Source organism: Rhodococcus sp. NPDC057297, assembly GCF_042667435.1.
Classification (GTDB): domain Bacteria; phylum Actinomycetota; class Actinomycetes; order Mycobacteriales; family Mycobacteriaceae; genus Rhodococcoides.
This window is the reverse complement of sequence record NZ_JBHUZE010000004.1, coordinates 74,070-98,972: the sequence shown is the minus strand read 5'-3', so window position 1 is coordinate 98,972 and position 24,903 is coordinate 74,070. Positions and strand designations below refer to the sequence as shown.

Genomic DNA, 24,903 nt, shown 5'->3' with positions numbered 1-24,903 from the left:
GTCGGTTCTTATTGATCGGTGTCGACGACGTCGACGCGGATTCCGCGTCCGCCGATACCGGAGACGAGCGTGCGCAGCGCTGTGGCCGTGCGGCCACCGCGTCCGATCACCTTGCCGAGATCGTCGGGATGCACGTGCACCTCGACGGTGCGCCCGCGGCGTCCGGTGATCAGCTCCACGCGTACGTCGTCAGGATTGGCGACGATGCCGCGAACGAGATGTTCGACGGCATCGGCGACAACTGCACTCACTTCTCAGCAGCCTCGGCGGCCGGCGCGTCTGCCGTCTCGGTGGCAGCGGCGTCGTCGGCCTGTGCAGCGTCGTCGGCCTTGGGGGCCTTCTTCTTCTTGGCCGTGGTTGCGTCACCGAGCGGCTCGGCGTCGGCCTGAGCGAGTGCTGCGTTGAACAGGTCCAGCTTGGACGGCTTGGGCTCTGCGACGCGCAGGGTGCCCTCGGCGCCGGGGAGGCCCTTGAACTTCTGCCAGTCACCGGTGATCTTCAGCAGAGCCTCGACGGGCTCGGTCGGCAGAGCGCCGACGCCCAGCCAGTACTGTGCGCGCTCGGAGTCGATGTCGATGATGCTGGGGTCTTGCTTGGGCTCGTACTTGCCGATGGTCTCGATCGCACGGCCGTTGCGGCGGGTGCGAGAGTCCGCGATGACGACGCGGTAGTGCGGGGTGCGGATCTTGCCGATACGCATGAGCTTGATCTTGACAGCCATGAAGGTGAAGCCTCTTTCGTTGTGGTCACGGCGCAATTCAGCGGTGCGCACGGACTGCGCACCCGGTTTTGCGTTGATGGGGGTGTTGTGACCGCCGTACGGTACGTAACCGGTGACGGGCGAACAGCGTCTTATTGTGCCAGACGCGCCCCGATGTCGGTTAATCGGTGTCAAGCGACGAGCAGAATCGCCAGCGCAGGGAGCGCATTGTTGGTCGAGTGGGCGATCGTGGACGACATCACCGAGCCGGATCTCATGCGTGCGATACCGATGGCCAAGCCTCCCCACACGAGAATCACGAGCCGCCATCCCTCCCGGTGCCAGAGCGCGAACGCAACAGCGGTGACGACGAGAATCACCCACTTGTTTCCCAGCCACGCACCCCGCATCGGGGGTACACGCCGTTCGAGAGCGCCCCAGGCCATGCCGCGAAACATCACCTCCTCACAGAACGGTGCACCGAGCCAGATCCACAGAGCCAGAACGATTTTCCACGTCGGCGACAACACCCCGAGCCCGGCGAGGGGCACCTGGTCCCCCAGGTCCGTCTGCGACAGCACGACCAAGGCCAGCACGATCGCGCCCGCCAACGCTGCAAGACCCCAGACCAGACCCGTTTTGAGTTGGTTGCCGAACTCCGTCGCGGAGGTGGGAAGGCCGAAGTCGACGACGGGCCCGTTGCCGCGCCTCCAGCTGATCGCGAGCGACAAGGTCAGGGCTGCCAGGCTCGGAAGCATGATCGCCATCACGTAGACGCCCGGCACGTCGGTGTCGAACACCAGGGGCGCGAGAAGAAAGCCCGTGAGGTTGACGAGCAGGACCGTCGACGCCGCCGGGATTCCCCACCGACCATCCGGCCGTCGGCGTGCAGCGGCCTCCTCGGCTCGCCAGTACGAGGCAGAACCGGAACTGTCGTGGTGCACCGCATTCATCGGTGCCATTCCCGTCCAGCTGGGCTCGCCGGTCCAGTCGGGGCCGGTGCGCGGGTCGGGTCCGGAAGGTGATGTCACGCCGGGCGCTTGGTCGGAATTCCGCGCAACACGATCACGTCGGGCGAGGACAATACATCCGGCCCGGTTCGCGGGTCCTCGGAGTACACGAGTAGATCGGCCGGCGCTCCGTGCTCGAGACCGGGGTGACCGAGCCAGCTCCGCGCGTTCCAACTGGCAGCGCCGAGTGCGTCGGTGGGAGACATCCCGATACGGGTGAGTGCATGGACCTCGTCGGCAATCCGGCCGTGGCGAATCGATCCGCCTGCGTCGGTGCCCGCGAAGATAGGCACACCCGCGTCGTGCGCGCGACCCACCGTGTCCGCGACGCGAGAATGCAGGTCGCGCATGTGGCGTGCGTACACCGGATACTTCGTCGCGGAATCGGCGATCGACGGAAAGGTCTCGATGTTGACGAGTGTCGGTACCAGCGCGGTCCCGTGCTCGACCATCATGTCCACGGTCTCGTCGGTCAGCCCGGTACCGTGCTCGATGCAATCGATGCCGGCACCGATCAACCCGGGCAGCGCATCCTCGCCGAACACGTGCGCGGTGACGCGTGCACCCTCCTCGTGGGCGGCGTCGATCGCGGCCTTCAAGATCTGTTCGTCCCACAGCGGGCGCAGATCCCCGACACTGCGGTCGATCCAGTCCCCCACGAGCTTGACCCAACCGTCCCCGAATCGGGCTTGCTGACGGACGGCGTCGGGTAACTGCGACTCGTCCTCGATGTCCACCGCCAGACCGGGGATGTACCGCTTCGGCGACGCTATGTGCCGTCCCGCCCGAATGATTCGCGGCAGATCCTCGTAGTCGTCGAGGACACGGGTGTCCACCGGTGATCCGGCGTCGCGCAACAGCAGCGCACCCACGTCACGTTCGGTGCGGGCCTGCTCGATCGACCCCGCCAGATCCTCGTGACCGCCGCCGTACTTGATGCCGACGTGGCAGTGCGCATCGACCAGGCCGGGAAGGATCCAACCGTCATCGGCCAGCGTGTCGGCCCCCGCGACGGGCTCCGACGACACCGCGCCGTCGACTATCCAGATCTCGACGAGGCTCTCGGACGGAAGTGCCCGTCCTCGTACCCGATACGCGGCCACGGCCGATCTACTTCTTCGGCAGCTTCAGTTGTGACAGGTCGATACCTTCGAGTCCCGGAGGAAGCTGGTCGAGCCCCTTGGGCATGGACGACAGGTCCGGCATGCCCGCAGGCATACCTCCGGGCATGCCCGGGAATCCGCCGCGGATCTTGGGCTGCGTCGGCCCCCGACCACCCTTCTTGCCTTTCTTGCCCTTCTTGTTCCTGACCTGCTTGCGCGCGCCCGGCATACCCATCCGGCCTGCCATGGCGGACATCATCTTTCGAGCTTCGAAGAAACGATCGACGAGTTGGTTGACGTCGGAGACCTTCACGCCCGAGCCGTTGGCGATACGCAGACGACGTGACGCGTTGATGATCTTGGGATCGGTGCGCTCCTGCGGCGTCATGCCGCGAATGATCGCCTGCACTCGATCCAACTGCTTCTCGTCGACGTTGGCCAGTTCTTTCATCTGGCCGGCGCCGGGCAGCATGCCCAGGAGGTTGCCGATGGGGCCCATCTTGCGAACCGCCATCATCTGCTCGAGGAAGTCGTCGAGCGTGAGCTGGCCGGAGCCGATCTTGTTGGCCGTGGCCTCGGCCTGCTCGGCGTCGAAGTGCTGCTCGGCTTGCTCGATCAGGCTGAGTACGTCACCCATACCGAGGATGCGGCTGGCCATGCGGTCGGGGTGGAAGACGTCGAAGTCCTCGAGCTTCTCACCGGTCGACGCGAACATGATGGGCTCGCCGGTCACCTCGCGGACGCTCAGTGCCGCGCCGCCGCGTGCGTCGCCGTCGAGCTTGGTCAGTACGACACCGGTGAATCCGACACCGTCCCGGAAGGCCTGCGCGGTGCTGACCGCGTCCTGGCCGACCATCGCGTCGAGGACGAACAGTGTTTCGTCCGGCTGAACCGCGTCGCGAATACCCGCGGCCTGGTTCATCAGTTCGGTGTCGATACCGAGGCGGCCTGCGGTGTCGACGATGACGATGTCGAACTGCTTGGCGCGAGCCTCGGCGACGCCTGCGCGTGCGACCTCGACGGGATCGGCTGCCGAGATACCGAGCGCGTTCTCTCCGCCGCCGATGGACGTTCCCGGGTGCGGCGCGAACACCGTTGCACCTGCTCGTTCACCGACGATCTGCAGCTGGCTGACGGCGCCCGGGCGCTGGAGGTCACACGCGACGAGCAGGGGTGTGTGCCCCTGGTCCTTCAGCCACCTGGCCAGCTTGCCCGCCAACGTGGTCTTACCCGATCCCTGGAGACCGGCGAGCATGATCACCGTCGGCGGGGTCTTCGCGAACTGCAAGCGGCGGGTCTCGCCTCCGAGGATCCCGACGAGTTCCTCGTTGACGATCTTGACGACCTGCTGCGCGGGGTTGAGAGCACCCGAGACCTCCGCGCCCTTGGCGCGGGTCTTGATGCGGGTGATGAACTCGCGGACGACGGGCAGAGCCACGTCGGCCTCGAGCAACGCGAGCCGGATCTCACGGGCTGTGGCGTCGATGTCGGCGCCGGAGAGCCGCCCCTTGCCCCGCAGGTCCTTGAGGGTTCCGGTCAACCTGTCGGAAAGGGATTCGAACACCGATTGCACTCCTGAGCCGATAGCGAGTATTAGCCGACAGCGGGTCGAGCCTGCCGCCCCGCCACGTACGTCGCACCCAGCCTAGCGCCCGCGGCGGCGAGGCGTGGACAGCGCGTGCTCGGTCAAGCGTTGCGCGCGGTGTCGTTCCACGTGACGGACACTCCCCGCGTGGCCAACCAGACGGACGGATCGGTCTTGGTCCCGGACGCGTCGTGCACCTCGAAGTGAAGGTGCGGACCGGTGGACTGGCCGCGGTTTCCGACCGTCGCGATCTGCTGACCTGCGGCGACCTGCTGCCCTTCGGCGACCTCGTAGGTGTCCACGTGGCCGTAGACCGTCTCGGTCCCGTCGGCGTGCAGTACTTTCACCCACAGGCCGAAACCGGACGCAGGTCCCGCGGCCGTCACCACTCCGTCGGCAGCTGCGAGTACCGGCGTGCCGATCGGGGCAGCGATATCGATTCCGCCGTGGTGCGAACCCCAGCGCTGGCCGAACGTCGATGTCAGCACTCCCGACACCGGCTGCACTGCCTTGTCCTTGAGCGGTGCAAGCCCCTGCAGCAGATCCTGAGCTGCAGCCCCCACGTCGGGGAGTCCCAGCGCGGGCAGATCAGAGGTGTCCGGGATCTCGACACCCGGCGGCAACTGGAAGCCTCCCGGAATCAGGTTCTCCGGCAATTGAACTCCGGCTGGTAATTCGAAACCTGCGGGAAGCAGATTCTGTGGAATGCCGAACGCCTGGCTCGCCGCGGGGGCGTCGGGCAGCGGAGCCGGAGCTGCCGTGGCGGTCCCGGTTCCCAGTTGCGCCGCACCGGCGACGATTGCACCCGTCGCGGCAACGATGGTCGCCGTCTTGATACCGGAGTCCTTCGTGTCCTCCTGCGCTCTGTGACGCCCGCGTGGTGTCGTCGAATCTGTCGTGGCCGGAACGTAAATGTTCGACCGCCGGTGGGCTCCCACAGTTAGTACCTCATCAGTCGTCGGCGAGACATGGAAAGTCACCCCGAGCCGGGCTGTTTCGCATGAATTGCGCTCTCGTTCACAAGTTGTTCCTGTGGCGAGAAACATAACAAAACGATCTCGCCCGGAAACACCGTAACCGAATCTTCATGAGAACTCACAAGTGGAGTCGGTACGGCGGGTCGATCGGTCGGCCTCGTCAGGTTCCTTCCGGTTTTTCCGGAGGTTTCGGCGGTTCCGGGGCCGGGACCACATCGAGCAGCGCACTCTCGATCTCCTCCCGTGTCGCCCGGGTGTCGGTCCCCGACAGATCGATGCAGAACGCATCGACGACGGACGTACCGAGCGTGGCCACCCGTGCCCATCTCACGTCTGCGCCCAGCTTCTCCAACGCAGTCGCAAGACGACACAGCAGTCCCAGCCTGTCCTCGGCTCTGAGCTCGAGCACCACCTGCCCCGAGTCCGACCCGTCGAACCACAGCACCCGCGGAGGCGCCTGCGCGTAGACGACCGGAACCGCCGAATCGTCCTCCGGCTCGGTCGTCTCCCCGGCTCGATCGTCGAGCGGAATCGGCTGAGCGTCACGTTCCTTGGCGTCGAGCAGCGCGATCAGGTCCAGTTCGCCTGCCTGAGCTCGGATGATCTCCTGACGCAGCAGCCCGGCTTGAGGCGGAGTCCCGAACAGCGGAGCGACGGCAAAGGAATTGACCGCCGAACCCTCGTGACTCCCCAGCGACGCCGACAGCACCCGCAACGAGTGCAGCGCGAGCACACCGGCAGCGTCGGACAGCAGACCTGGTGTGTCCGGGGCGACGACGGTCACGACATAGGTGTGCATTCCGTCGGTCGGCTGCAGATCGACGTGGACGCCGCCCTTCTCCGCCAGAGCGATGTGCGCGGGATCGAGCGGATCGGGCGTCGGGAGGCTTTCGCCCGCCATCACCATGCGGCATCGGCGCACGAGTTCCCGGATCAACGACGCCTTCCAGTCACCCCACACTCCGGGGCCTGTCGCGAGGGAATCTGCTTCGGCGAGTGCGTGCAGCAGTTCCAGCAGAACCGTGTCCGCACCGAGAGTGTTCACGACGGTCTCCACCGTCGCCGGGTCGTCGAGGTCGCGGCGGGTCGCGGTCTCCGGAAGGAGGAGGTGAAAGCGAACCATCGCACTGAGCAACGCGACGTCCGACGGCCACAGTCCCAGCCTGTTACCGATCTGCGTCGCGAGCTCCGCGCCGACCACACTGTGGTCTCCCCCGCGTCCTTTTCCGATGTCGTGGATCAACGCGCCGAGCACCAGAAGATCCGGACGAGCCACCCGAGTCGTCAGAGCACTTGCGTACGCGGCGGTTTCGACGAGGTGCCGATCCACCGTCCAGGTGTGCACGGCGTCGCGGGGCGGAAGATCCCGCACGGCACCCCATTCCGGAATCAGCCGACCCCACAGCCCCGTTCGGTCCAGCGCCTCGATCGCCGCGATGGCGCGACGTCCGGAACCGAGCAGAACCAGAAGGTCGTTGAACGCTTCCTTCGGCCACGGCTCGCGCAATTCGGGTGCGCTGTCGGACAATCGATTGAGCGTCGACGCCGACATCGGCATGCCCGTCTGCGCCGATGCGGCGGCCACTCTCGTGATCAGTCCCGGATCCTTCCCCGGACGTGCATCGCGCGCGAGCACCACTTCGCCTGCATGCTCGACAACTCCCTCGTCCAGGGGGCGACGGACCGGCGCGCGTCGCAGCCGCGAGAGCCCGCGTCGTGGCAGAGAGTTCCCCGCCGTACGCAAACCCACGTCTACGGAATAACTGATGGTTCGGGCCGAGTCGCTGAGAACGCGTGCGAGATCGAATCGATCGCCGATACGCAACGCAGCACCGATCTCGTCGGCGTCCTGTGCACGCAGTTGATCGCGCGCTCGACCGGCGACGCGGTGAAGTTCGGTGCGGACATCGAGAAGTCGACCGTGCGCGAAGGCCAGTCCACCGCCGGGAGAGGACGGGCCGAGACCCGGCATGCCGTCGGTCAATTGCGCGATGGCGAGGGCGTCGAGGAGTTGGACGTCACGGAGCCCGCCCCGGCCGCTCTTGAGATCCGGTTCGGCGCGGTGGGCGATTTCACCGCTTCTGGTCCACCGCGAGGAGGTCTGGGTGATGAGTTCGTCGAAGCGCGACCGTATCCCGGTGCGCCACTCCCTACGTACTCCGCCGATCAGCAAGTTGCTGAGTTCCACGTCACCGGCAATGTGACGAGCTTCGAGCATCCCGAGCGCCGCGGTCATGTCCGTCGCAGCGACCTGCAGTGCCTGCGGCACCGTCCGCACACTGTGGTCGAGCTTGATGTGCGCGTCCCACAGCGGGTACCACAGTTTGTCGGCGACCTCGGCAACGATCTCGGGGCTCATGTCGTCGTGCAGCAGAATCAGGTCGAGATCGGAGTACGGAAGCAGTTCGCGCCGCGCGAGGCCACCGACAGCCACGATCGCGAATCCCGAATCGGGTTTGATTCCCAGCTCGGATCCCTTGGTGGTGAGCCAGAACTCGTGTAGATCGACGAGGGCTTGCCGCAGCGAGGGCGCGTCGAGTCGACGGTTGCGTGCCCCGCCGTCGAGCAGCTGTTTCCTGGCGCGCGCGAGGTCGGCGGCCGCGCCGGACCTGTCGTTCGACGCCGAGCCCTTCGGTGTGGAGCCCTTCGAGACCGACGGCCCCGATCCCCCGGCGTTAGCCGAGGAATCGAGGCCGCCTGTCCGAGACCCGTGTGGGTCAGAGCGCATCGGCGCCACGTTCTCCGGTGCGCACTCGGATGACCGAGTCGACCGGCGAGACCCATACTTTGCCGTCGCCGATCTTGCCGGTGCGAGCGGCTTCGACGATGACCTCGACGACCTTCTCGACCGCCGCGTCGTCGACGACGACCTCGACGCGCACCTTCGGGACGAAGTCCACGGAGTACTCGGCGCCGCGGTAGACCTCGGTGTGGCCTTTCTGGCGCCCGTATCCCTGAACTTCACTGACCGTCATGCCAAGCACGCCGGCCTGTTCGAGGCCCGTCTTGACGTCCTCCAGCGTGAACGGTTTGACGATTGCCGTGATCAGCTTCATTGTTCTGCTTCCCTTCACAAGCTCTTGATGTGCCCGGTTGCATGCGGAGCGAGAGTTCTCGCTCTTATCTCTACCTTGTCAGGCGAAGTCGTACGCGGTCTCGGCGTGTTCTGCCTCGTCGATTCCGTTGGCTTCTTCCTCGTCGGACACACGCCACCCGAGCGGCTTGAGAGCGAAGGCGATAACCGCAGTGACGATGGCGGTGAAGATGAGTGCGAACAGCGCGATCACGATCTGCACGACGAGCTGCTTGTAATCACCACCGTAGAACAGGCCGGTCTCGGAACCGAGGAAGCCGATCGCGATGGTGCCCCAGAGGCCGGCGACGAGGTGCACGCCGACGACGTCGAGCGAATCGTCGTAACCGAACTTGAACTTCAGGCCGACAGCAAGTGCGGAGAGGACACCTGCGATGACGCCGAGGATCATCGAGCCGACGGGCGTGAGTGCTCCCGCGGCGGGGGTGATGGCCACGAGGCCGGCGACGATGCCCGACGCGGCACCGAGGCTGGTGGCGTGTCCGTCACGGATGCGCTCGGTGATGAGCCAGCCCGCGATGGCGGCCGCGGTGGCAGCAGTGGTGTTGACCCAGGCGAGACCGGCTGCGCCGTCGGCGGCGAATGCGGAACCGGCGTTGAAGCCGAACCAACCGAACCACAGGAGTGCCGCACCGAGCATGACGAACGGGAGGTTGTGCGGACGGAACGCGATCTTGCCGAAGCCGATGCGCTTGCCGATGATGAGGGCCAGAACGAGGCCGGCGATACCGGCGTTGATGTGAACGACAGTGCCTCCGGCGAAGTCGATCGGCGCGACCGACGCAACCAGTCCGCCCTCTCCGTCGTCGGTGGTGCCGAAGATCTTCGCGGCGAGTCCGTCCTCGGAACCCGAAAGCAATCCTCCACCCCACACCATGTGTGCGAGCGGGAAGTACGCGAGGGTGACCCAGATGCCTGCGAATGCGAGCCACGTTCCGTACTTGACGCGGCCTGCGATGGATCCGGAGATCAGGGCGACAGTGATGATCGCGAAGGTGACCTGGAAAGCAACATCGATGATGTTGGCGTATCCGAAAGCCCCGGCGATGAAGTTACCGTCGGCGTCGGTGATGGAATCCTTGAGACCGAAAAACTCGAAGGGGTTGGCGAACAGACCGCCGACGTCCTCGGTTCCGTACGACATCGACCATCCCCACAGGAAGTAGATGATCGCGACGACGGTCATCGACCCGAACGACATCATCATCATGTTCAGGACGGATTTCTGCTGCGACATTCCGCCGTAGAAGAACGCCAGGCCCGGCGTCATCAGCAGCACCAGTGATGCTGCGATCAGCATCCAAGCGGCATTGCCGGAGTTGGCCAATACATCCTCGGGACTCACGTACACCCTCCATTTCTCCTGCGCTACCGGTCGGTGCGCCGTCAAGAACAAAGAGTGGTTTTAAGAAGTTTCATCGATGACACTCTGGTGTTTCGCTCATGTGAACGCATGGGCGAAATCTGTTGCCAACACGTTTCGTCCAGGCAGTTCGCATTTTTTGCAATCCCGCGCTCACCCGATTTCGGACCGCGTGAGCCCTCACGCGGTCCGAAATCGAGGGGCCGAATCAACCGAGCAACGCGTCGACGAATGCTTCCGGTTCGAAGGGCGCGAGATCGTCCGCGCCCTCCCCGAGACCGACGAGTTTCACGGGCACACCGAGCTCTCGTTGCACCTGGAAAACGATGCCGCCCTTCGCCGTACCGTCGAGCTTGGTGAGGACGACGCCGGTGATGTTCACCACTTCTGCGAACACCCGGGCCTGGGTCAACCCGTTCTGGCCGACGGTGGCGTCGAGCACGAGCAGCACGTCGTCGACTCGTGCGCGTTTCTCGATCACCCGCTTCACCTTGCCGAGCTCGTCCATCAACCCTGACTTGGTGTGCAGTCGACCCGCCGTGTCGACCACGACTACGTCCACGCCCTGCTCGATGCCCTTGGTCACCGCGTCGAACGCCACTGCGGCCGGATCAGCGCCTTCCTTGCCGCGCACGACGTCGGCACCGACTCGCTCGGCCCACGTCTGCAATTGATCCGCAGCAGCAGCGCGGAAGGTATCCGCCGCGCCGAGCAGAACCCGACGGCCGTCCGCCACCAGAACGCGGGCGAGCTTCCCCGTGGTCGTGGTCTTGCCGGTGCCGTTGACACCGACAACCAACAGAACCGCGGGAGTTCCCTCGTGGGGCAGCGCCCTGATCGAGCGGTCGAGTTCCGGGCGCAACTGCGACACCAGAATCTCCTTCAGCAACGCCCGAGCGTCGGCCTCGGTTCTGATGCTCCTCGCTGCCATCTGCTGTCGCAGAGCCGTCATGATCTCCTGCGTCGTGGTCGAGCCGAGATCTGCGATGAGGAGCGTGTCCTCGACCTCCTCCCACGAGTCCTCGTCCAGATCTCCACCGCCGAGCAGGCCGAGCAAGCTCTTGCCCACTGCGGACTGCGACCGTGACAACCGGCCGCGGAGGCGATCGAGCCGCCCATCGGTGGGCGCGATGTCGTCGAGAACCCGTCCGGCGGGTTCGGGTGTCGGCTCGGGTTCCGGTGTCGGCTCGGGCTGGGGTTCCGGTGTCGGGGCAGGCTCGGGAGTCGGTTCCGGCTCGGGTGTCGGCTCCGGAGTCGGCAGCGGCTCGGGTGTGGGCTCGACGACTGGTTCGGGTCTGACGACTGGTTCGAGTCTAACGACGGGATCGGGCTCGACGACGGGATCGGGCCTGACGACAGGCTCGGGCTCCGCGGTTGCGGTGCCCTGGCTGAACGAGAATCCACCGCCCGCCTTGTACCCACCGGAACGATCTTTCTGCTCCTCGATCGTCGGGGTGTCGGACGACTTCAACGAGACACGGCGCCGCCGGGACAGCACCAGCCCGGCGACGAGTGCGACGACAAGGACGGCCAGAACGGCCGCGAGGATGATCCACGCTTGGCTACTCACGTGTCCATCTTGTCAGGGCGGCGGGCTCTTCGAGTGCGCGGGCGTGCGCTACGCCACTCCGTCAGGAAGTGGGCGCGGCCGCCGTTTCCTCGTCCGGCGCGGTCACACTGCCGATCGTCTCCACACGATCGCGGTTGAGCCGCTGCGAGATGACGGTCGTGATGCCGTCGCCCCGCATCGACACTCCGTAGAGAGCGTCGGCCACCTCCATCGTCGGCTTCTGGTGGGTGATCACGATCAGCTGGGACTTCTCCCGCAGCTGCTCGAACAACCCGATCAGACGCCGGAGGTTGGTGTCGTCGAGCGCAGCCTCCACCTCGTCCATGACGTAGAACGGGGACGGCCGTGCGCGGAAGATCGCCACCAGCATGGCCACAGCCGTCAGAGACTTCTCGCCACCCGACAGCAGCGACAACCTCTTGACCTTCTTGCCCGGCGGACGTGCCTCGACCTCGATTCCGGTCGTCAGCATGTCTCCGGGCTCGGTCAGGATCAAACGTCCCTCGCCTCCGGGGAACAGCTTCGCGAAGACCTGAGTGAACTCCCGCTCGACGTCGATCCAGGCATCGGTGAAGACCTGCAGGATGCGCTCGTCGACGTCCGCGACGACGTCCAGCAGATCCTTTCGAGCCGATTTCACGTCCTCCAACTGGGTGGACAGGAAGTTGTAGCGCTCCTCCAGTGCGGCGAACTCTTCGAGCGCGAGCGGGTTCACCTTGCCGAGAGTCGCCAGATCACGTTCGGCTCGCTTCGCTCGCTTCTCCTGAGTGAGGCGATCGAACGGCATCGGAGCCGGTGCGACGACTTGTTCCCCGCGTTCCTTGGCGGCTTCGTACTCGGACATCTCGAGCTCGGTCGGCGCGAGCGCGACATCGGGTCCGTACTCCGCGATCAGATCGTCCAGACCGATGCCGTGTTGCTCGAGAATGGTGGACTCCAACTGCTCGATACGGAGCGCCGCCTGCGCGCGCGCCACCTCGTCACGGTGAACGGCGTCGGTGATGGACGCCAACTGGCCCTGTAGCGCACGGACCTGTTCCTTGACGCGTTCGAGTTCTGCCGTGGTGTTGGCGCGTTGTTCGGCCAGTTCGTCCCGGCGGGATGCAGCGGCCGCGACGACATCGGCGAGTCGGGTCGCCACCCGCTCCCCTGCCGTGACAACCGATTCCGCGACGGCTGCGGCGTGACGTCGAGCGACCATCTCCCGCTCCGCACGGGCCCGGGTCTCGCGCTCGGCCCGCGCCGCGCGACGCAAGGAATCGGCTTTCCCGCGCAGGGACTGCGCCCTCTCCTCGGCAGTGCGTACGTTCAGCCGTGCTTCCACCTCGACCGATCGCACCTCGGCCAGCGCTGCGGCCGCTGCCTCGCGTGCGTAGGTCGAGTCCTCCGAATCGGGAGCACCCGAAGAATCGGATTGTTCGTCCTCGGCCAGCCGGAGTCGTTCTTCGAGTTCGGCGAGAGCCTGCAGCGCGTCCTCACGTCCGCTCTCGGCCTTCGCTCGCTGATCGGACAACCGTGAGGACTCCGCGTGAGCAGATCTTGCCAGCTGGCCCAATCGACCGAGTTGCTCGTACACCGCGGACATCGCCGCGTCGGACTCGTTCAGTGCAGCCAGGGCCTGTTCGGCGGACTCTCGCCGATCGGATTGTTCTGCCAGTGCACCGGACAGCGCTGCTTCCAGTTCGGCCGATCGACGTTCCGCCGCCGCGAGCTCGACGGTCGACGTGTCGATCGCAGCCTGCACTTCCAGCGTGCTCGGTCTGCGGTCCGATCCGCCCGACACCCAGCCGGAATCGATGTAGTCGCCCGCAGTGGTCACGGCGCGGACACCGGACACGGTGCCCATGACCGACTGCGCGTCGTCGAACGACGAGACGATCACGACGTCGCCGAGCAGCGACTGCATGGCCGATGCCAGCGACTCGGGGTAGTGGACCACGTCCAGTGCCCACCGCGCACCGTCGGGCAGGACACCCGGCTTCGGGCGCTCGGCCGAATCCGATTCGAAGACCAGCACGGCGCGGCCGCCGTCGGCGTCGTGCAGCGCACGGACCGCATCGCGAGCGACCTCGTAAGAATCGGCGAACACTGCATCGGCGGCGGGCCCCATCGCCACGGCGACGGCCACGTCGAACCCGTCTTCGACGGTGATGCGCTCGGCCAGGAGGCCTGCAACGCCCGCCTGGCCGCGAGAGGTCAGCCAGCCTGCGCCGTCCTTGCGCTCCAATCCCATCGTCAGAGCTTCGATACGAGCCTGGTACGACGCCACCTTCTTGCCTGCGACACGATCCTCGTTCTGCAGTTCCGTGACACGAGCGTCCGCACTGCGCAGCGCGGCGACAGCGCGCTCGTAGTGTGTGTCGAGGCTCAGTTCGCTCGCGTCGAGACCGGAGATCTGGTCCTGGACGCTTTCGAATTCTTCCTGCGCCCGGTCACCTCGTTCGCGTGCCTCGTCGATCGCGACGGAGAGCCGAGCGACCTCGGCATCGATGGACTCGGCTTTCGTTCGGAAGGTATCGACCTGGCCCGACAACCGCGCGAACCCCTCACGGCGGTCGGCGACGGCACGAACGGCCGCCATGTGCGCCCGTTCGGCTTCCGCGGCGGCGGACTCGCGCTCGGCCAGTTGCTCGCGTGCTACTTCGAGATTCTCACGAGCGATCTCGACGGCCTCGACGAGCTCGAGCTCCTCCTCCGCCACGCGGTCGGCTTGTTGCTCGAGTTCGTCGGGATCTTGACCGCGGCCTCCAGTCGGAGCCGAGTCGAGATGCCGGGCGCGCTCCTTCGCGATCCTGATGGTCGCGTTGACCCGCTCGGACAGCGCGGACAGCTGGAACCAGGTCTGCCCGGCCGCCTCGGCGCTCGGGGTCAGTCTTGCCACCGACTGCTCCAGTTCACCGAGCGCGACATTGCCTGCCTCCAGAGTGTCCTGGACGGCTGCGTACTGCTCCCGCGCGGCGGCTTCGTCCTGTGTCTGGTTGGCGAATTCCTCACGGCGAGCGACCAGATCGTCGGCAGCGAGCCGCAGCCGTGCGTCGCGCAGGTCGGCCTGCACGGTCTGTGCCCGTCGCGCGACCTCGGCTTGTCTGCCGAGGGGTTTGAGCTGACGCCGCAGCTCGGCCGTCAGGTCCGTCAACCGCGCGAGGTTGGCCTGCATGGCATCGAGTTTGCGTACTGCCTTTTCCTTGCGCTTCCGATGCTTGAGGACACCGGCGGCTTCCTCGATGAACGCACGTCGGTCCTCGGGACGCGATTCCAGGATCGCGGCCAGGCGACCCTGTCCGACGATGACGTGCATTTCACGTCCGATACCCGAGTCGCTCAGCAACTCCTGTACGTCCATGAGGCGGCACGAATTGCCGTTGATCTCGTACTCACCGGCACCGTCGCGGAACATACGCCGTGTGATGGAGACCTCGGTGTAGTCGATGGGAAGTGCGCCGTCGGAATTGTCGATGGTCAACGTCACCTCGGCACGGCCGAGGGGTGCGCGCCCGGATGTACCGGCGAAGATGACGTCTTCCATCTTTCCGCCGCGTAGTGCTTTGGCCCCCTGCTCGCCCATGACCCAGGTCAACGCGTCGACGACGTTGGACTTACCCGACCCGTTGGGTCCGACCACGCAGGTGATTCCCGGTTCGAATCGAAGAGTCGTCGCCGAGGCGAAGGACTTGAAGCCCTTCAGCGTCAGACTCTTGAGATGCATGGCGTTTGACAGTACCGGGTCGCACCGACGCGCGGTCACACGCACATCGAGTCACACGCGCGTCAGATCACACCGATGCCTCAGCGTTCGACGAATCCGGTGATTCCGCCTCGGGGCGGGTCCCAGCTCTCGACGACGAGAGTGACCGACCCGGGCGTCGTGCCGCCGCGTAGAAGTGACAGCAAGCTCTCCAGCCGATCTCGCGGGCCTTCCGCGACCACCAGGACGCGGCCGTCGGCATGGTTCGTCGCTGATCCGACCAACCCCAGCTCGAGCGCGCGGGATCGCGTCCACCATCGGAACCCGACGCCCTGCACGTGTCCGTGTACCCAGGCCGTCAATCGTCGGTCGGTCATGGCGTCAGCTTTCGCACTGATCCGTCGAAGCTCGTTGCGTACAAGGAATTCTCGTCCCAGCCCAGTCCACCGAACTCCACCGAGGACGTGAGCGGCACACCGGTGCCGACCACGCAGGAGTCACCCGTGGCGGGATCGACACGCAGAACGCGTCCGGCGAGATTCTGAGCCAGGTAGATCATGCCGTCGGGCCCGACGGTCATGTCGTCCGATGCAGCGAACGGACCGAACCCGTCGACGGGCAGGATTCTCGCCGGGCCGGCTGGATCGTCGACGTCGAGTGCGGTGATGCGCAACGACGGTTCGAACGTGTCGGCCACGTACAGCGCGTCTGCGTCCACCGCGATGCCGTTGGCGGTGCCGAGGTCGGTGCGGATGACCGACGGCACGTGCGGTGAGGCCGACGGAACGACGGTCAGACCTGTCGTGAGTCCGAGGTTGCGCGTGGTGAACAATGCTCCGTCGTCCGTCCGTGCGAGACCGTTGGGCATCACGAGACGGGCGGCGTACGTGGAACGCGCTCCAGATACGAGATCGAGTGTATCCACGGTCCCGTCGGGAATATCGAAAAGACCTGCTGCGGTGCCGTTTCCGGTCGTGAAGTACAGCACCGAGCCGTCGACGACGAGTCCCCCGGGCGATCTCACGTCGTCCACGGCGACGGACCTGACGCCGTCCGGCGAGAGCGCCTGGATCCGCCCGGGACCGAGAGGGGAGGTCTCGGACAGGTACATCGTGCTGTTGTCGCCGAACACGAGGTTCTCAAGCATGCCGTAGCCGGTGGCCACGGTGCTCACCGTCCATTCGGTGCACGCGGGTGCTGCGCTCGCGGCGGGAGCAGTCACCAGCAGTCCCGCGGCCAACGTTCCGGCCGCGACCGCAGCACCGACCATCGTGTCAGGCGTCCACACCTCAGTGGTCGATCTCGATATCGAGGTTGACCGTGGCGCCCGCCTTCAGGGTGCGACCGACGGTGCACACCTTGTCGATTGCGCGTTCGACGACGGTCAGGAGGCGTTGCTGAGCCTCCGGATCCAGTTCGCTCAGGTCGACTTTCAAGATCTCGTTCAGCTCCGGATACAGCTCGTTCTCGCGGTCGGCGGCACCGGATACCTCGACGGTGGCGTCGTAGTTGTCCCCCAGTCTGCGGGACAGCGGCAGATCCGAGCTCATTCCGGTGCAGGCCGCGAGTGCAATTTTGAGCAGTTCGCCGGGCGTGAACACGCCGTCGACCGACTCCGATCCGATCAGAACCTCGGCGCCGCGTGAACTCTTGCCGGTGTATCGGCGGGTCCCGGTGCGCTCGACCCAGAGTGAAGTAGGAGTGCTCGTCTCAGCCATGAGAGCCGATTGTAGGGGCCTAGCTCACCGGTCGGGTCGTGCGCGGTCGGGGTTGGCACTTGGGGCAGCTGTACGAGCTGCGGTTCATGAACTTCTCACGACGGATGGGGCTTCCGCACCGCGAGCACGGCAAACCTTCCTGCCCGTACGCGTCGAGGGAGCGATCGAAGTATCCCGATTCGCCGTTGACGTTCACGTACAGGGCGTCGAACGACGTTCCACCCTGTGCCAGCGCTTCACCCATCACAGCGTGCGCTGCAGTCAACAACCGACGCAACGTCGGCCTGCTCAAGGTCTCGGCGATCCGGTTTCCGTGAATCTTGGCCCGCCACAATGCTTCGTCCGCGTAGATGTTTCCGACACCGGACAGAACGGTCTGATCGAGGAGCGCTCGCTTGATCTCGGTGTGTTTGCCTCGCAGGACGTTCACGACCGACTCTGCGTCGAACAGCGGATCGACCGGATCCCGGGCGATGTGCGCAACCGGTTCGGGAACGATGGTCCCGTCGACGTCCGTCAGTGGTGCAATTGCCCAACCCCCGAACGTGCGCTGATCTACGAACCGTAGATCTGCCCCGTTGTCCAGGCGTGCGCGGATACGAAGATGCTTCTCGTCCGGCACTGTCGGAGGCTGCACCAGCATCTGCCCGCTCATTCCGAGGTGGACGACGACGGCGATGTCGCGGGGTTCGAGGGGAAGCCACAGATACTTGCCACGACGCTCGGCCGCCGCGATGCGACGCCCGCGCAGTTGTCCGACGAAATCCCGTGAACCGGGTAGGTGCCTGCGGATCGCGCGGGGGTGCAGGACGTCGACCGATGCGATCGTGGAGCCGACCACGTGTGTGGCCAACCCGAGTCGGACTACCTCGACCTCGGGAAGCTCAGGCATTCACGTCGGGGTCGGTGTCGACGGACAGAGCATTCCAGGCAGTGCTGGCTGCCTTCTGCTCCGCTTCCTTCTTGTTTCGGCCGACACCGACACCGAGTGCACGGCCGCCGACCAGAACGGTGGCGGTGAATTCCTTGTCGTGATCCGGGCCGGTCGACGAGATCTCGTACGCGGGGACACCGAGAGACTGTTCTGCCGTCAGCTCCTGCAGGCTCGTTTTCCAGTCGAGTCCTGCACCCAGTCGTGGTGCGCGCTCGAGCAGTTCCGCGAAGAGTCGCAGCACGACTTCACGTGCGGTGTCGATACCGTGCTGGAGGTGGATCGCACCCAGAAGCGATTCCATGCCGTCGGCGAGAATGCTCGCTTTGTCTCGGCCACCGGTTTGCTCCTCGCCCTTGCCGAGCAGGAGGTGTGCGCCCAGTCCGCCTTCGCCCAGGCCGCGTGCGACCTCCGCGAGCGCGTGCATGTTGACAACGCTTGCCCGGATCTTTGCGAGCTCACCTTCGGACTTCTCCGGGTGCGCCAGGTAAAGCCGCTCCGTGATGGTCAGGCCGAGGACGGAGTCGCCGAGGAACTCGAGTCGTTCGTTGGTGGGCAGACCGCCACGCTCGTACGCATACGAGCGGTGTGTCAATGCCAGCGTGAGAAGTGAATTCTCCAGAACAACGCCGAGAGCGGCGAGGAGCGACCCATGGTCGTCCTCGCCGCTGCCGGCTGTTGCGCTTTTTTTCGTAGCAGGGCTACGTACAGCTGGGCTGCCTTTGTCGATCACAGCGCGTCCGATCCCGAGAAGATCAGACTGCTGCTGCGACCTGGCGGCCCTTGTAGGTGCCGCAGGACGGGCACGCAATGTGGGGCAGAGTCTTCTCGCCGCAACCACGGTTGGGGCAGGTGACGAGGGTAGGCGCAGTGGTCTTCCACTGTGCACGACGCGACCTCGTGTTGGAACGCGACATCTTGCGCTTCGGGACAGCCACTTACTTCTCCTCGACTTCGTTGTTCACAAGTTCTGTGCTCGGTTCTGATTCCACGCCAAATTTGGCTGCAAGACCAGCCCAGCGAGGATCAAGTATGTCATGACTGTGGCCGGATTCCGCAATCGCCAGGCGAACGCCGCATTCGGGGCACAATCCCTCGCAGTCTTCGCGGCAGACGGGGTGGAGCGGAAGCTCCAACCCGACCGAATCCACGATGACCGGTTCGAGGTCGATTCGATCGTCGAGAACGCGATGAATCTCGTCCTCGTCGGTCGTCTCTTCCGTGACGCTGTCCGGGTAGGCGAACAACTCGGTGAGGTACAGATCCACCGAACCGGTCACCGGCTCCAGACAACGGGTGCATTCACCTGCGGTGTCGGCACGGACGGTGCCGGTCACCAGCACGCCCTCGGACACTGCTTCGAGCCTCAGATCGAGTTCGACGGGCGTACCGGCTTCGATCGCGATTGCATCGAGTCCGATTCGGGTCGGCGCGGCCACCGTGCGCTGGATCTCCTTCATCGAGCCAGGCCGACGGCCGAGGTTGTCGATATCCAGAGCGAAACCCGAGCCCGCGGGGGAACTGGGGGTACTGCGACGGGTAGACACAACGATTCTTTCTTCTCGAAAACAGGGGAACGTTCTCACGAACTGTCGCCTGCCGCCGTCGATACGGGAGCGGGCAACCACTCGACGATACGCATTCACGCATGTGTGAGCAAATTCGGGGCCCGCCGGCGCCCGATTCAGCGTCTGGGTCGACGGAAGTCGTCCGCCGCGTCGGATCCGTAATCGGGGACCCCGGATCCGGTGCGCAGTTGCTGACGACCCCGTCCGACGGATCGGATGGTGCCGGTGAGAAACTCCTCGAACTCCGCCAGCTTCGTGTCGACGTACACGTCGCATTCGCTGCGCATGCGGTCGGACTCGGCGTGGGCGCTGTCTATCACCCGTGCGGACTCGGCGTGCGCCGCCTGCACCACCTCTGTCTGTGCGACGAGGCGTGCCTGCTCCTCGGTACCGTCGGCGACGGACCGATCGTAGGACGCCTGGCCGGCCTCGATCATGCGATCGGCTTCCGACCGCGCCCTGCTCGTGAGTGCGTCGTATTCCTGCTGCCCCTGCTCGACGGTGCGCTCGGCGGAGTCGGTGGCGTCGTCGACGAGCTGTTCCGCATGCGCCTTCGCCTCGGCGACCATGCGATCCGCCTGCGCTTTGGCGTCGGCGAGGATGCGGTCGGCAGAGTCCCGGGCGTTCTCTACCGTGTCCTGTGCCTCGTTGTTCGCGGAGGTGACGGTCTTCTCCGCCGTCGCCCGCGCGTCGCCGACCAATTTGTCCTTGTGGTCGAGAACATCCTGGGCGTCGTCGAGTTCTCCGGGAATGGAGTCGCGAACGTCGTCGAGAAGTTCCAGCACATCGCCACGAGGTACAACGCAGCCGGCAGTCATGGGAACTCCGCGCGCCTCCTCGACGATGGCAACGAGTTCGTCGAGTGCCTCGAATACGCGGTACACCGCCCACCCCAATCGTCTAGGTACTTCTAGGTACTGGCCGTGGTCGGTCCAGTGACTGCCAGTTTGCCTGGTGATTGCCACGTGCGCGAAACACCGACGTCGGTGTGTCGCTCGATGTGGGCGGCGCAGTCGCGACTCGGGGCGCTGTGATCACTCGGCCGCGCGCTCCTCGATTCTGGCCAGCAATCGCGTGTGTACGTGCTCGGGCACCATGTCCGCGACGTCGCCGCCGAACGTCGCGACCTCCTTGACCAACGAGCTCGACAGGAAGCTGTACGTCGGATTGGCTGGGATGAACAGCGTGTCGACACCCGAGAGCTTCTGGTTCATCTGAGCCATCTGCAGTTCGTAGTCGAAATCGTTCGCTCCACGCAGGCCTTTGACGATCGCGGTGTACCCCTGCTCCTTGGCGTAGTCCACCAGCAGTCCGTACCACGATGCGATCCGTACGTTGTCCAGATGCGCTGTCGCTTCGGCGATCATCTCGATGCGTTCGTCCACCGTGAAGAGGCCCCGCTTGCTCTTGTTGATCATGACGGTCACCACGATCTCGTCGAACTGCGCTGCAGCTCTTGTGATGACGTCGAGGTGACCGTTGGTCACCGGGTCGAAGGATCCAGGGCACACCGCTCCAGTCATGGCTGCACGCTATCACCGGCGGGTTCGTCGTCCGTGGTGGCGATCTCGATGCGCGTCTCGCCGTATTTCTTCACCTTCTCCGGCAGCAACCCAGGGGGCCACGCGGTTTCGGCCGAGCGACTCGATCGCTCGAGGACGACGACGGCATCACGCGCGAGCCACCCTCCCTCCAGGAGTGCTTCGAGCATGTGTCCGACGGCGGCGTCGGTCACCGCGTAGGGCGGGTCGGCCAGCACCAGATCGAACGCGGTATCCGCCGACCCTGCCAACACCGACGCGACCGGCGCACAGCGGACCGATGCCCCGGCGATTCCCACCGCTGCGGCGTTCTCACGGGCCACTGCCGCGGCACGCGCGTCGGACTCGACCAGCACCACTTTGTCGGCCCCGCGGGAGAGCGCTTCGAGTCCGAGCGCTCCGGATCCGGCGAACAAGTCGAGCACCGATGCGCCCTCGAGATCCATTCGGGCACCCAGTGAACTGAACACCGCCTCGCGCACTCGCTCCGATGTGGGGCGAGTGCCGCGAGGCGGCACCTTCAGCTTCCGGCCTCCCGCGATGCCTGCGACGATCCGAGTCATCCACGGGAGTTTACGCATCCGGCGTGCACGGCTAGTCCGCCGAATCACCGCCGATGACGATGAGCAGGTCTCCACCTTCGACCTGCTGGACACCACCGATGGCGAGTCGGGAAACCGCACCTGCCTTGGGAGCGGTGATCGCCGCTTCCATCTTCATGGCCTCGATCGTGGCGACGACGTCGCCTGCTGAAACGTTGTCGCCCTCGGACACCGACAGCGTCACCACTCCGGCGAACGGTGCGGGCACGTGACCCGAGTTGGCTTTGTCCGCCTTCTCGACCGACGGAACGTCCGAGCTGATCGAGCGGTCCCGGACCGACACGGGCCGCAGCTGTCCGTTCAGAATGCACATCACCGTGCGCATACCGCGCTCGTCGGCGTCGGATATCGCTTCGAGACCGATGAGCAATTCCACGCCCTTCTCGAGCTTGACTCGGTGCTCCTCGCCCTGGCGCAGACCGTAGAAGAACTGATTGGCGGACAACCTCGAAGTGTCGCCGTACTTCTCGCGGTGCGCAGCAAGCTCGGCGGTCGGACCGGGAAACAGCAAGCGGTTGAGGGTGTCTCGGCGCTGCGCCGACGTTCCGTCCAACGCCTTCTCGTCCTCGGCCGAGACCGGTGTTTCCTCTTTGGGCTCCGACCGTCCTTCCAATGCCTTGGTCCGCAGGGGCTCCGGCCAACCGCCGGCAGGTGTGCCGAGCTCACCGCGCAGGAAGCCGACGACCGAGTCGGGCACGTCGTACTTGCGTGGATTCTCCGCGAACTCCTCCGCCGAAGCGCCCGCGCCGACCAGAGCGAGCGCGAGATCACCTACGACCTTCGACGACGGGGTGACCTTGACCAGACGTCCCAGCATCCGGTCCGCTGCAGCGTAATTCGCCTCGACGGTCTCGAATCGATCTCCGAGTCCCAGTGCGATGGCCTGCTGACGAAGGTTGGACAGCTGCCCTCCTGGAATCTCGTGTGTGTACACGCGGCCGGTGGGCGCAGGGAGTCCGGACTCGAACGGCGCGTAGACCTTTCGCAACGCTTCCCAGTAGGGTTCGAGATCGCACACTGCTTGCAGATCGAGGCCGGTGTCGTACTCGGAATGTGCCGCGGCAGCGACGATCGCGGACAGCGCGGGCTGACTCGTCGTACCTGCCATCGCGGCGCTGGCACCGTCGACCGCGTCGGCTCCCGCTTCCCACGCCGCGAGATACGTCGCCAGCTGACCACCAGGGGTGTCGTGCGTGTGCACGTGCACCGGCAGATCGAAGTTGGACCGCAGCGCCGTCACAAGCGTCTTCGCCGCCGGGGCCCGCAGAAGACCGGCCATGTCCTTGATGGCGAGCACGTGCGCACCGGCGTCGACGATCTGCTCCGCGAGCTTCAGGTAGTAGTCCAGCGTGTAGAGCGACTCGTTCGGATTCGACAGATCACCGGTGTAGCTCAGCGCCACTTCCGCTACGGCCGTTCCCGTTTCACGAACGGCGTCGATGGCGGGACGCATCTGATCGACGTTGTTGAGCGCGTCGAAGATCCGGAAGATGTCGATACCGGTGTCGGTCGCCTCGGCCACGAACGAGCGCGTCACCTTCTCCGGGTACGGGGTGTATCCGACGGTGTTCCGCCCGCGTAGCAACATCTGCAGCGCGATGTTCGGTACCGCTTCGCGCAGCGCCGCGAGCCGCTCCCACGGATCCTCGTGCAGGAACCGCAGCGCCACATCGTAGGTCGCTCCGCCCCACGCCTCGATCGACAGCAGTTCCGGGGTGGTGCGTGCCACGTAGGGCGCCACCATCAACAGGCCCGACGTGCGCACGCGAGTCGCGAGGAGCGACTGGTGTGCGTCGCGGAACGTCGTGTCGGTGACGCCGACGGCCTTGCGGTTGCGCAGATCCCGGGCGAAGCCCTCGGGCCCGAGTTCGAGAAGACGCTGGCGGCTGCCGTCGGGAATCGGTGCCGAGAAATCGACCTCGGGGAGCTTGTCCTGGGGGTAGACCGCCGACGGACGTTCACCGTGCGGCTTGTTGACCGTCACGTCGGCGAGGTACGTCAGGATCTTCGTGCCGCGATCGCCGGAAGTGCGGGCAGTCAGCAGCTCCGGACGTTCCTCGATGAACGACGTCGTCACACGTCCGGCCGTGAAGTCCGGATCGACGAGCACAGCCTGCAGGAACGGGATGTTGGTCGCGACGCCGCGGATGCGGAACTCGGCCACTGCCCGACGCGCACGCGCGACGGCAGTGTCGAAATCGCGTCCTCGACAGGTGAGCTTGACGAGCATCGAGTCGAAGTAGGCACCCACCTCGGCGCCGAGGGTGGTTCCGCCGTCCAAGCGAACACCCGCGCCGCCCGGTGTGCGGTAGGCGGTGATGCGGCCGGTGTCGGGACGGAAGCCGTTGGCCGGGTCCTCGGTGGTGATGCGGCACTGCAGCGCGGCGCCGCGCAACACGATGGTGTCCTGGCTCAGGCCCAGATCGGCCAGGGTCTCCCCCGACGCGATTCGGAGCTGGGACTGCACGAGGTCGACGTCGGTCACTTCTTCGGTGACCGTGTGCTCGACCTGGATTCGCGGGTTCATCTCGATGAAGACGTGGTTACCGCGGGTGTCGAGGAGGAACTCGACCGTGCCCGCGCAGGAGTAGCCGATCTCTTTCGCGAAGGCGACGGCGTCCGCGCAGATCTTCTCTCGAACACCGTCGGGCAGGTTGGGCGCGGGAGCGAGCTCGATGACCTTCTGGTGACGACGCTGCAGGCTGCAGTCACGCTCGAAGAGGTGGACCACGTTGCCTTGGCCATCGGCGAGAATCTGAACCTCGATGTGGCGCGGATCGATGACGGCCTGCTCGAGGAAGACAGTGGGGTCGCCGAAGGCGGATTCGGCCTCACGTGCAGCGGCCTCGATCGACTCACGCAACTGGGCAGGCTCGGCGACGCGGCGCATACCGCGCCCCCCACCACCGGCCACTGCCTTGACGAACACCGGAAACGTCATCGATTCCGACGCCGCAACCAACTCGTCGACGTCGCTCGACGGCTCCGACGACGCCAGCACCGGCAGACCCGCTCGCTTGGCGGCCGCGATCGCCCTGGCCTTGTTGCCCGTCAGCTCGAGTACCTCGGACGACGGACCGACGAAGGTGATTCCCGCCTCGGCGCAGGCCGCGGCCAGGTCCGGATTCTCCGACAGAAAGCCGTATCCCGGGTACACCGCGTCGGCGCCGGAGCGCTTCGCGGCAGCGACGATTTCGTCGACCGAGAGGTACGCGCGAACGGGGTGCCCCTTCTCACCTATCTCGTATGCCTCGTCGGCCTTCGTCCGATGAACCGAATTACGGTCCTCGAACGGGAAGACGGCCACGGTAGCGGCACCCAACTCGTACGACGCGCGGAACGCACGGATGGCGATCTCACCGCGATTGGCAACCAACACTTTGGAGAACATTGGCCAAACCTACCGCCGAAGATCCCCGCCGATGGGCAACCCGTCTCGAAATGTGGGATGAAAAG

General features: G+C 65.6%; 22 protein-coding genes. All 22 read right to left on the bottom strand.

Translation table 11 applies throughout. From position 1 onward, the window contains the following. Window positions 1-8: 8 nt before the first annotated feature. Window positions 9-251 (bottom strand): RNA-binding protein, encoded by a 243-nt coding sequence (locus tag ACFULT_RS13870; RefSeq protein ID WP_003939023.1) that lies wholly within the window; start codon window positions 249-251, stop codon window positions 9-11. After that, window positions 248-721, bottom strand: coding sequence for a 30S ribosomal protein S16 (gene rpsP, locus ACFULT_RS13865; RefSeq protein WP_037111410.1), 474 nt, complete (start codon window positions 719-721; stop codon window positions 248-250). The genes ACFULT_RS13870 and rpsP overlap by 4 nt, the downstream gene beginning before the upstream one ends. 170 nt (window positions 722-891) lie before the next feature. Beyond that, complete coding sequence (locus tag ACFULT_RS13860; RefSeq protein ID WP_378481720.1) at window positions 892-1,731, bottom strand: CPBP family intramembrane glutamic endopeptidase; 840 nt, start codon at window positions 1,729-1,731, stop codon at window positions 892-894. After that, a complete protein-coding gene (locus ACFULT_RS13855) occupies window positions 1,728-2,813 on the bottom strand; it encodes an amidohydrolase family protein (protein WP_037111408.1) in 1,086 nt (361 codons plus the stop codon). Before ACFULT_RS13855 ends, ACFULT_RS13860 begins: the two co-directional genes overlap by 4 nt. A gap of 7 nt (window positions 2,814-2,820) precedes the next feature. Continuing rightward, window positions 2,821-4,377: a signal recognition particle protein gene (ffh, locus tag ACFULT_RS13850; RefSeq protein WP_037111571.1), complete on the bottom strand. Its 1,557-nt coding sequence runs from the start codon at window positions 4,375-4,377 to the stop codon at window positions 2,821-2,823. Window positions 4,378-4,499: 122 nt separating this feature from the next. Continuing rightward, complete coding sequence (locus ACFULT_RS13845) at window positions 4,500-5,336, bottom strand: M23 family metallopeptidase (protein ID WP_378481719.1); 837 nt, start codon at window positions 5,334-5,336, stop codon at window positions 4,500-4,502. Window positions 5,337-5,535: 199 nt separating this feature from the next. Further along, window positions 5,536-8,103 carry a [protein-PII] uridylyltransferase gene (locus tag ACFULT_RS13840; protein ID WP_176460124.1) on the bottom strand — a complete coding sequence of 856 codons (2,568 nt, stop codon included), beginning with the start codon at window positions 8,101-8,103 and terminating at the stop codon, window positions 5,536-5,538. Further along, complete coding sequence (locus ACFULT_RS13835; RefSeq protein WP_019664269.1) at window positions 8,093-8,431, bottom strand: P-II family nitrogen regulator; 339 nt, start codon at window positions 8,429-8,431, stop codon at window positions 8,093-8,095. The genes ACFULT_RS13840 and ACFULT_RS13835 overlap by 11 nt, the downstream gene beginning before the upstream one ends. A 78-nt stretch (window positions 8,432-8,509) precedes the next feature. Beyond that, window positions 8,510-9,769, bottom strand: a complete 1,260-nt coding sequence (locus tag ACFULT_RS13830) for an ammonium transporter (RefSeq protein ID WP_170945376.1) — start codon at window positions 9,767-9,769, stop codon at window positions 8,510-8,512. Window positions 9,770-10,040: 271 nt separating this feature from the next. Beyond that, the gene (ftsY, locus tag ACFULT_RS13825; protein WP_378481718.1) at window positions 10,041-11,402 is read right to left on the bottom strand and encodes a signal recognition particle-docking protein FtsY; all 1,362 of its coding nucleotides are present in this window, start codon (window positions 11,400-11,402) and stop codon (window positions 10,041-10,043) included. Between the two features lie 61 nt (window positions 11,403-11,463). Continuing rightward, window positions 11,464-15,108 carry a chromosome segregation protein SMC gene (gene smc / locus ACFULT_RS13820; RefSeq protein WP_378481717.1) on the bottom strand — a complete coding sequence of 1,215 codons (3,645 nt, stop codon included), beginning with the start codon at window positions 15,106-15,108 and terminating at the stop codon, window positions 11,464-11,466. 80 nt (window positions 15,109-15,188) lie between these two features. Further along, window positions 15,189-15,464, bottom strand: a complete 276-nt coding sequence (locus tag ACFULT_RS13815) for an acylphosphatase (protein WP_378481716.1) — start codon at window positions 15,462-15,464, stop codon at window positions 15,189-15,191. Beyond that, entirely contained in the window at window positions 15,461-16,357 is an 897-nt protein-coding gene (locus tag ACFULT_RS13810; protein ID WP_378481715.1) for an SMP-30/gluconolactonase/LRE family protein, read from the bottom strand. Before ACFULT_RS13810 ends, ACFULT_RS13815 begins: the two co-directional genes overlap by 4 nt. Window positions 16,358-16,376: 19 nt before the next feature. Then, window positions 16,377-16,805, bottom strand: a complete 429-nt coding sequence (locus ACFULT_RS13805; protein ID WP_037111396.1) for an OsmC family protein — start codon at window positions 16,803-16,805, stop codon at window positions 16,377-16,379. Window positions 16,806-16,824: 19 nt separating this feature from the next. After that, the gene (mutM, locus tag ACFULT_RS13800) at window positions 16,825-17,697 is read right to left on the bottom strand and encodes a bifunctional DNA-formamidopyrimidine glycosylase/DNA-(apurinic or apyrimidinic site) lyase (protein ID WP_378481714.1); all 873 of its coding nucleotides are present in this window, start codon (window positions 17,695-17,697) and stop codon (window positions 16,825-16,827) included. Then, a complete protein-coding gene (gene rnc / locus ACFULT_RS13795) occupies window positions 17,690-18,469 on the bottom strand; it encodes a ribonuclease III (RefSeq protein ID WP_037111392.1) in 780 nt (259 codons plus the stop codon). Before rnc ends, mutM begins: the two co-directional genes overlap by 8 nt. A gap of 22 nt (window positions 18,470-18,491) precedes the next feature. Beyond that, on the bottom strand, window positions 18,492-18,674 hold the full coding sequence (gene rpmF, locus ACFULT_RS13790) for a 50S ribosomal protein L32 (protein WP_080733022.1): 183 nt from the start codon (window positions 18,672-18,674) through the stop codon (window positions 18,492-18,494). Continuing rightward, complete coding sequence (locus tag ACFULT_RS13785; RefSeq protein WP_378481713.1) at window positions 18,675-19,283, bottom strand: YceD family protein; 609 nt, start codon at window positions 19,281-19,283, stop codon at window positions 18,675-18,677. Window positions 19,284-19,420: 137 nt separating this feature from the next. Further along, the gene (locus ACFULT_RS13780) at window positions 19,421-20,188 is read right to left on the bottom strand and encodes a DivIVA domain-containing protein (protein WP_094721834.1); all 768 of its coding nucleotides are present in this window, start codon (window positions 20,186-20,188) and stop codon (window positions 19,421-19,423) included. A gap of 150 nt (window positions 20,189-20,338) precedes the next feature. Beyond that, entirely contained in the window at window positions 20,339-20,827 is a 489-nt protein-coding gene (gene coaD, locus ACFULT_RS13775) for a pantetheine-phosphate adenylyltransferase (protein ID WP_094721835.1), read from the bottom strand. Continuing rightward, window positions 20,824-21,408, bottom strand: a complete 585-nt coding sequence (rsmD, locus tag ACFULT_RS13770) for a 16S rRNA (guanine(966)-N(2))-methyltransferase RsmD (protein ID WP_176460125.1) — start codon at window positions 21,406-21,408, stop codon at window positions 20,824-20,826. The genes coaD and rsmD overlap by 4 nt, the downstream gene beginning before the upstream one ends. 31 nt (window positions 21,409-21,439) lie before the next feature. Next, on the bottom strand, window positions 21,440-24,838 hold the full coding sequence (locus ACFULT_RS13765) for a pyruvate carboxylase (protein WP_094721837.1): 3,399 nt from the start codon (window positions 24,836-24,838) through the stop codon (window positions 21,440-21,442). Between the last annotated feature and the right edge of the window lie 65 nt (window positions 24,839-24,903).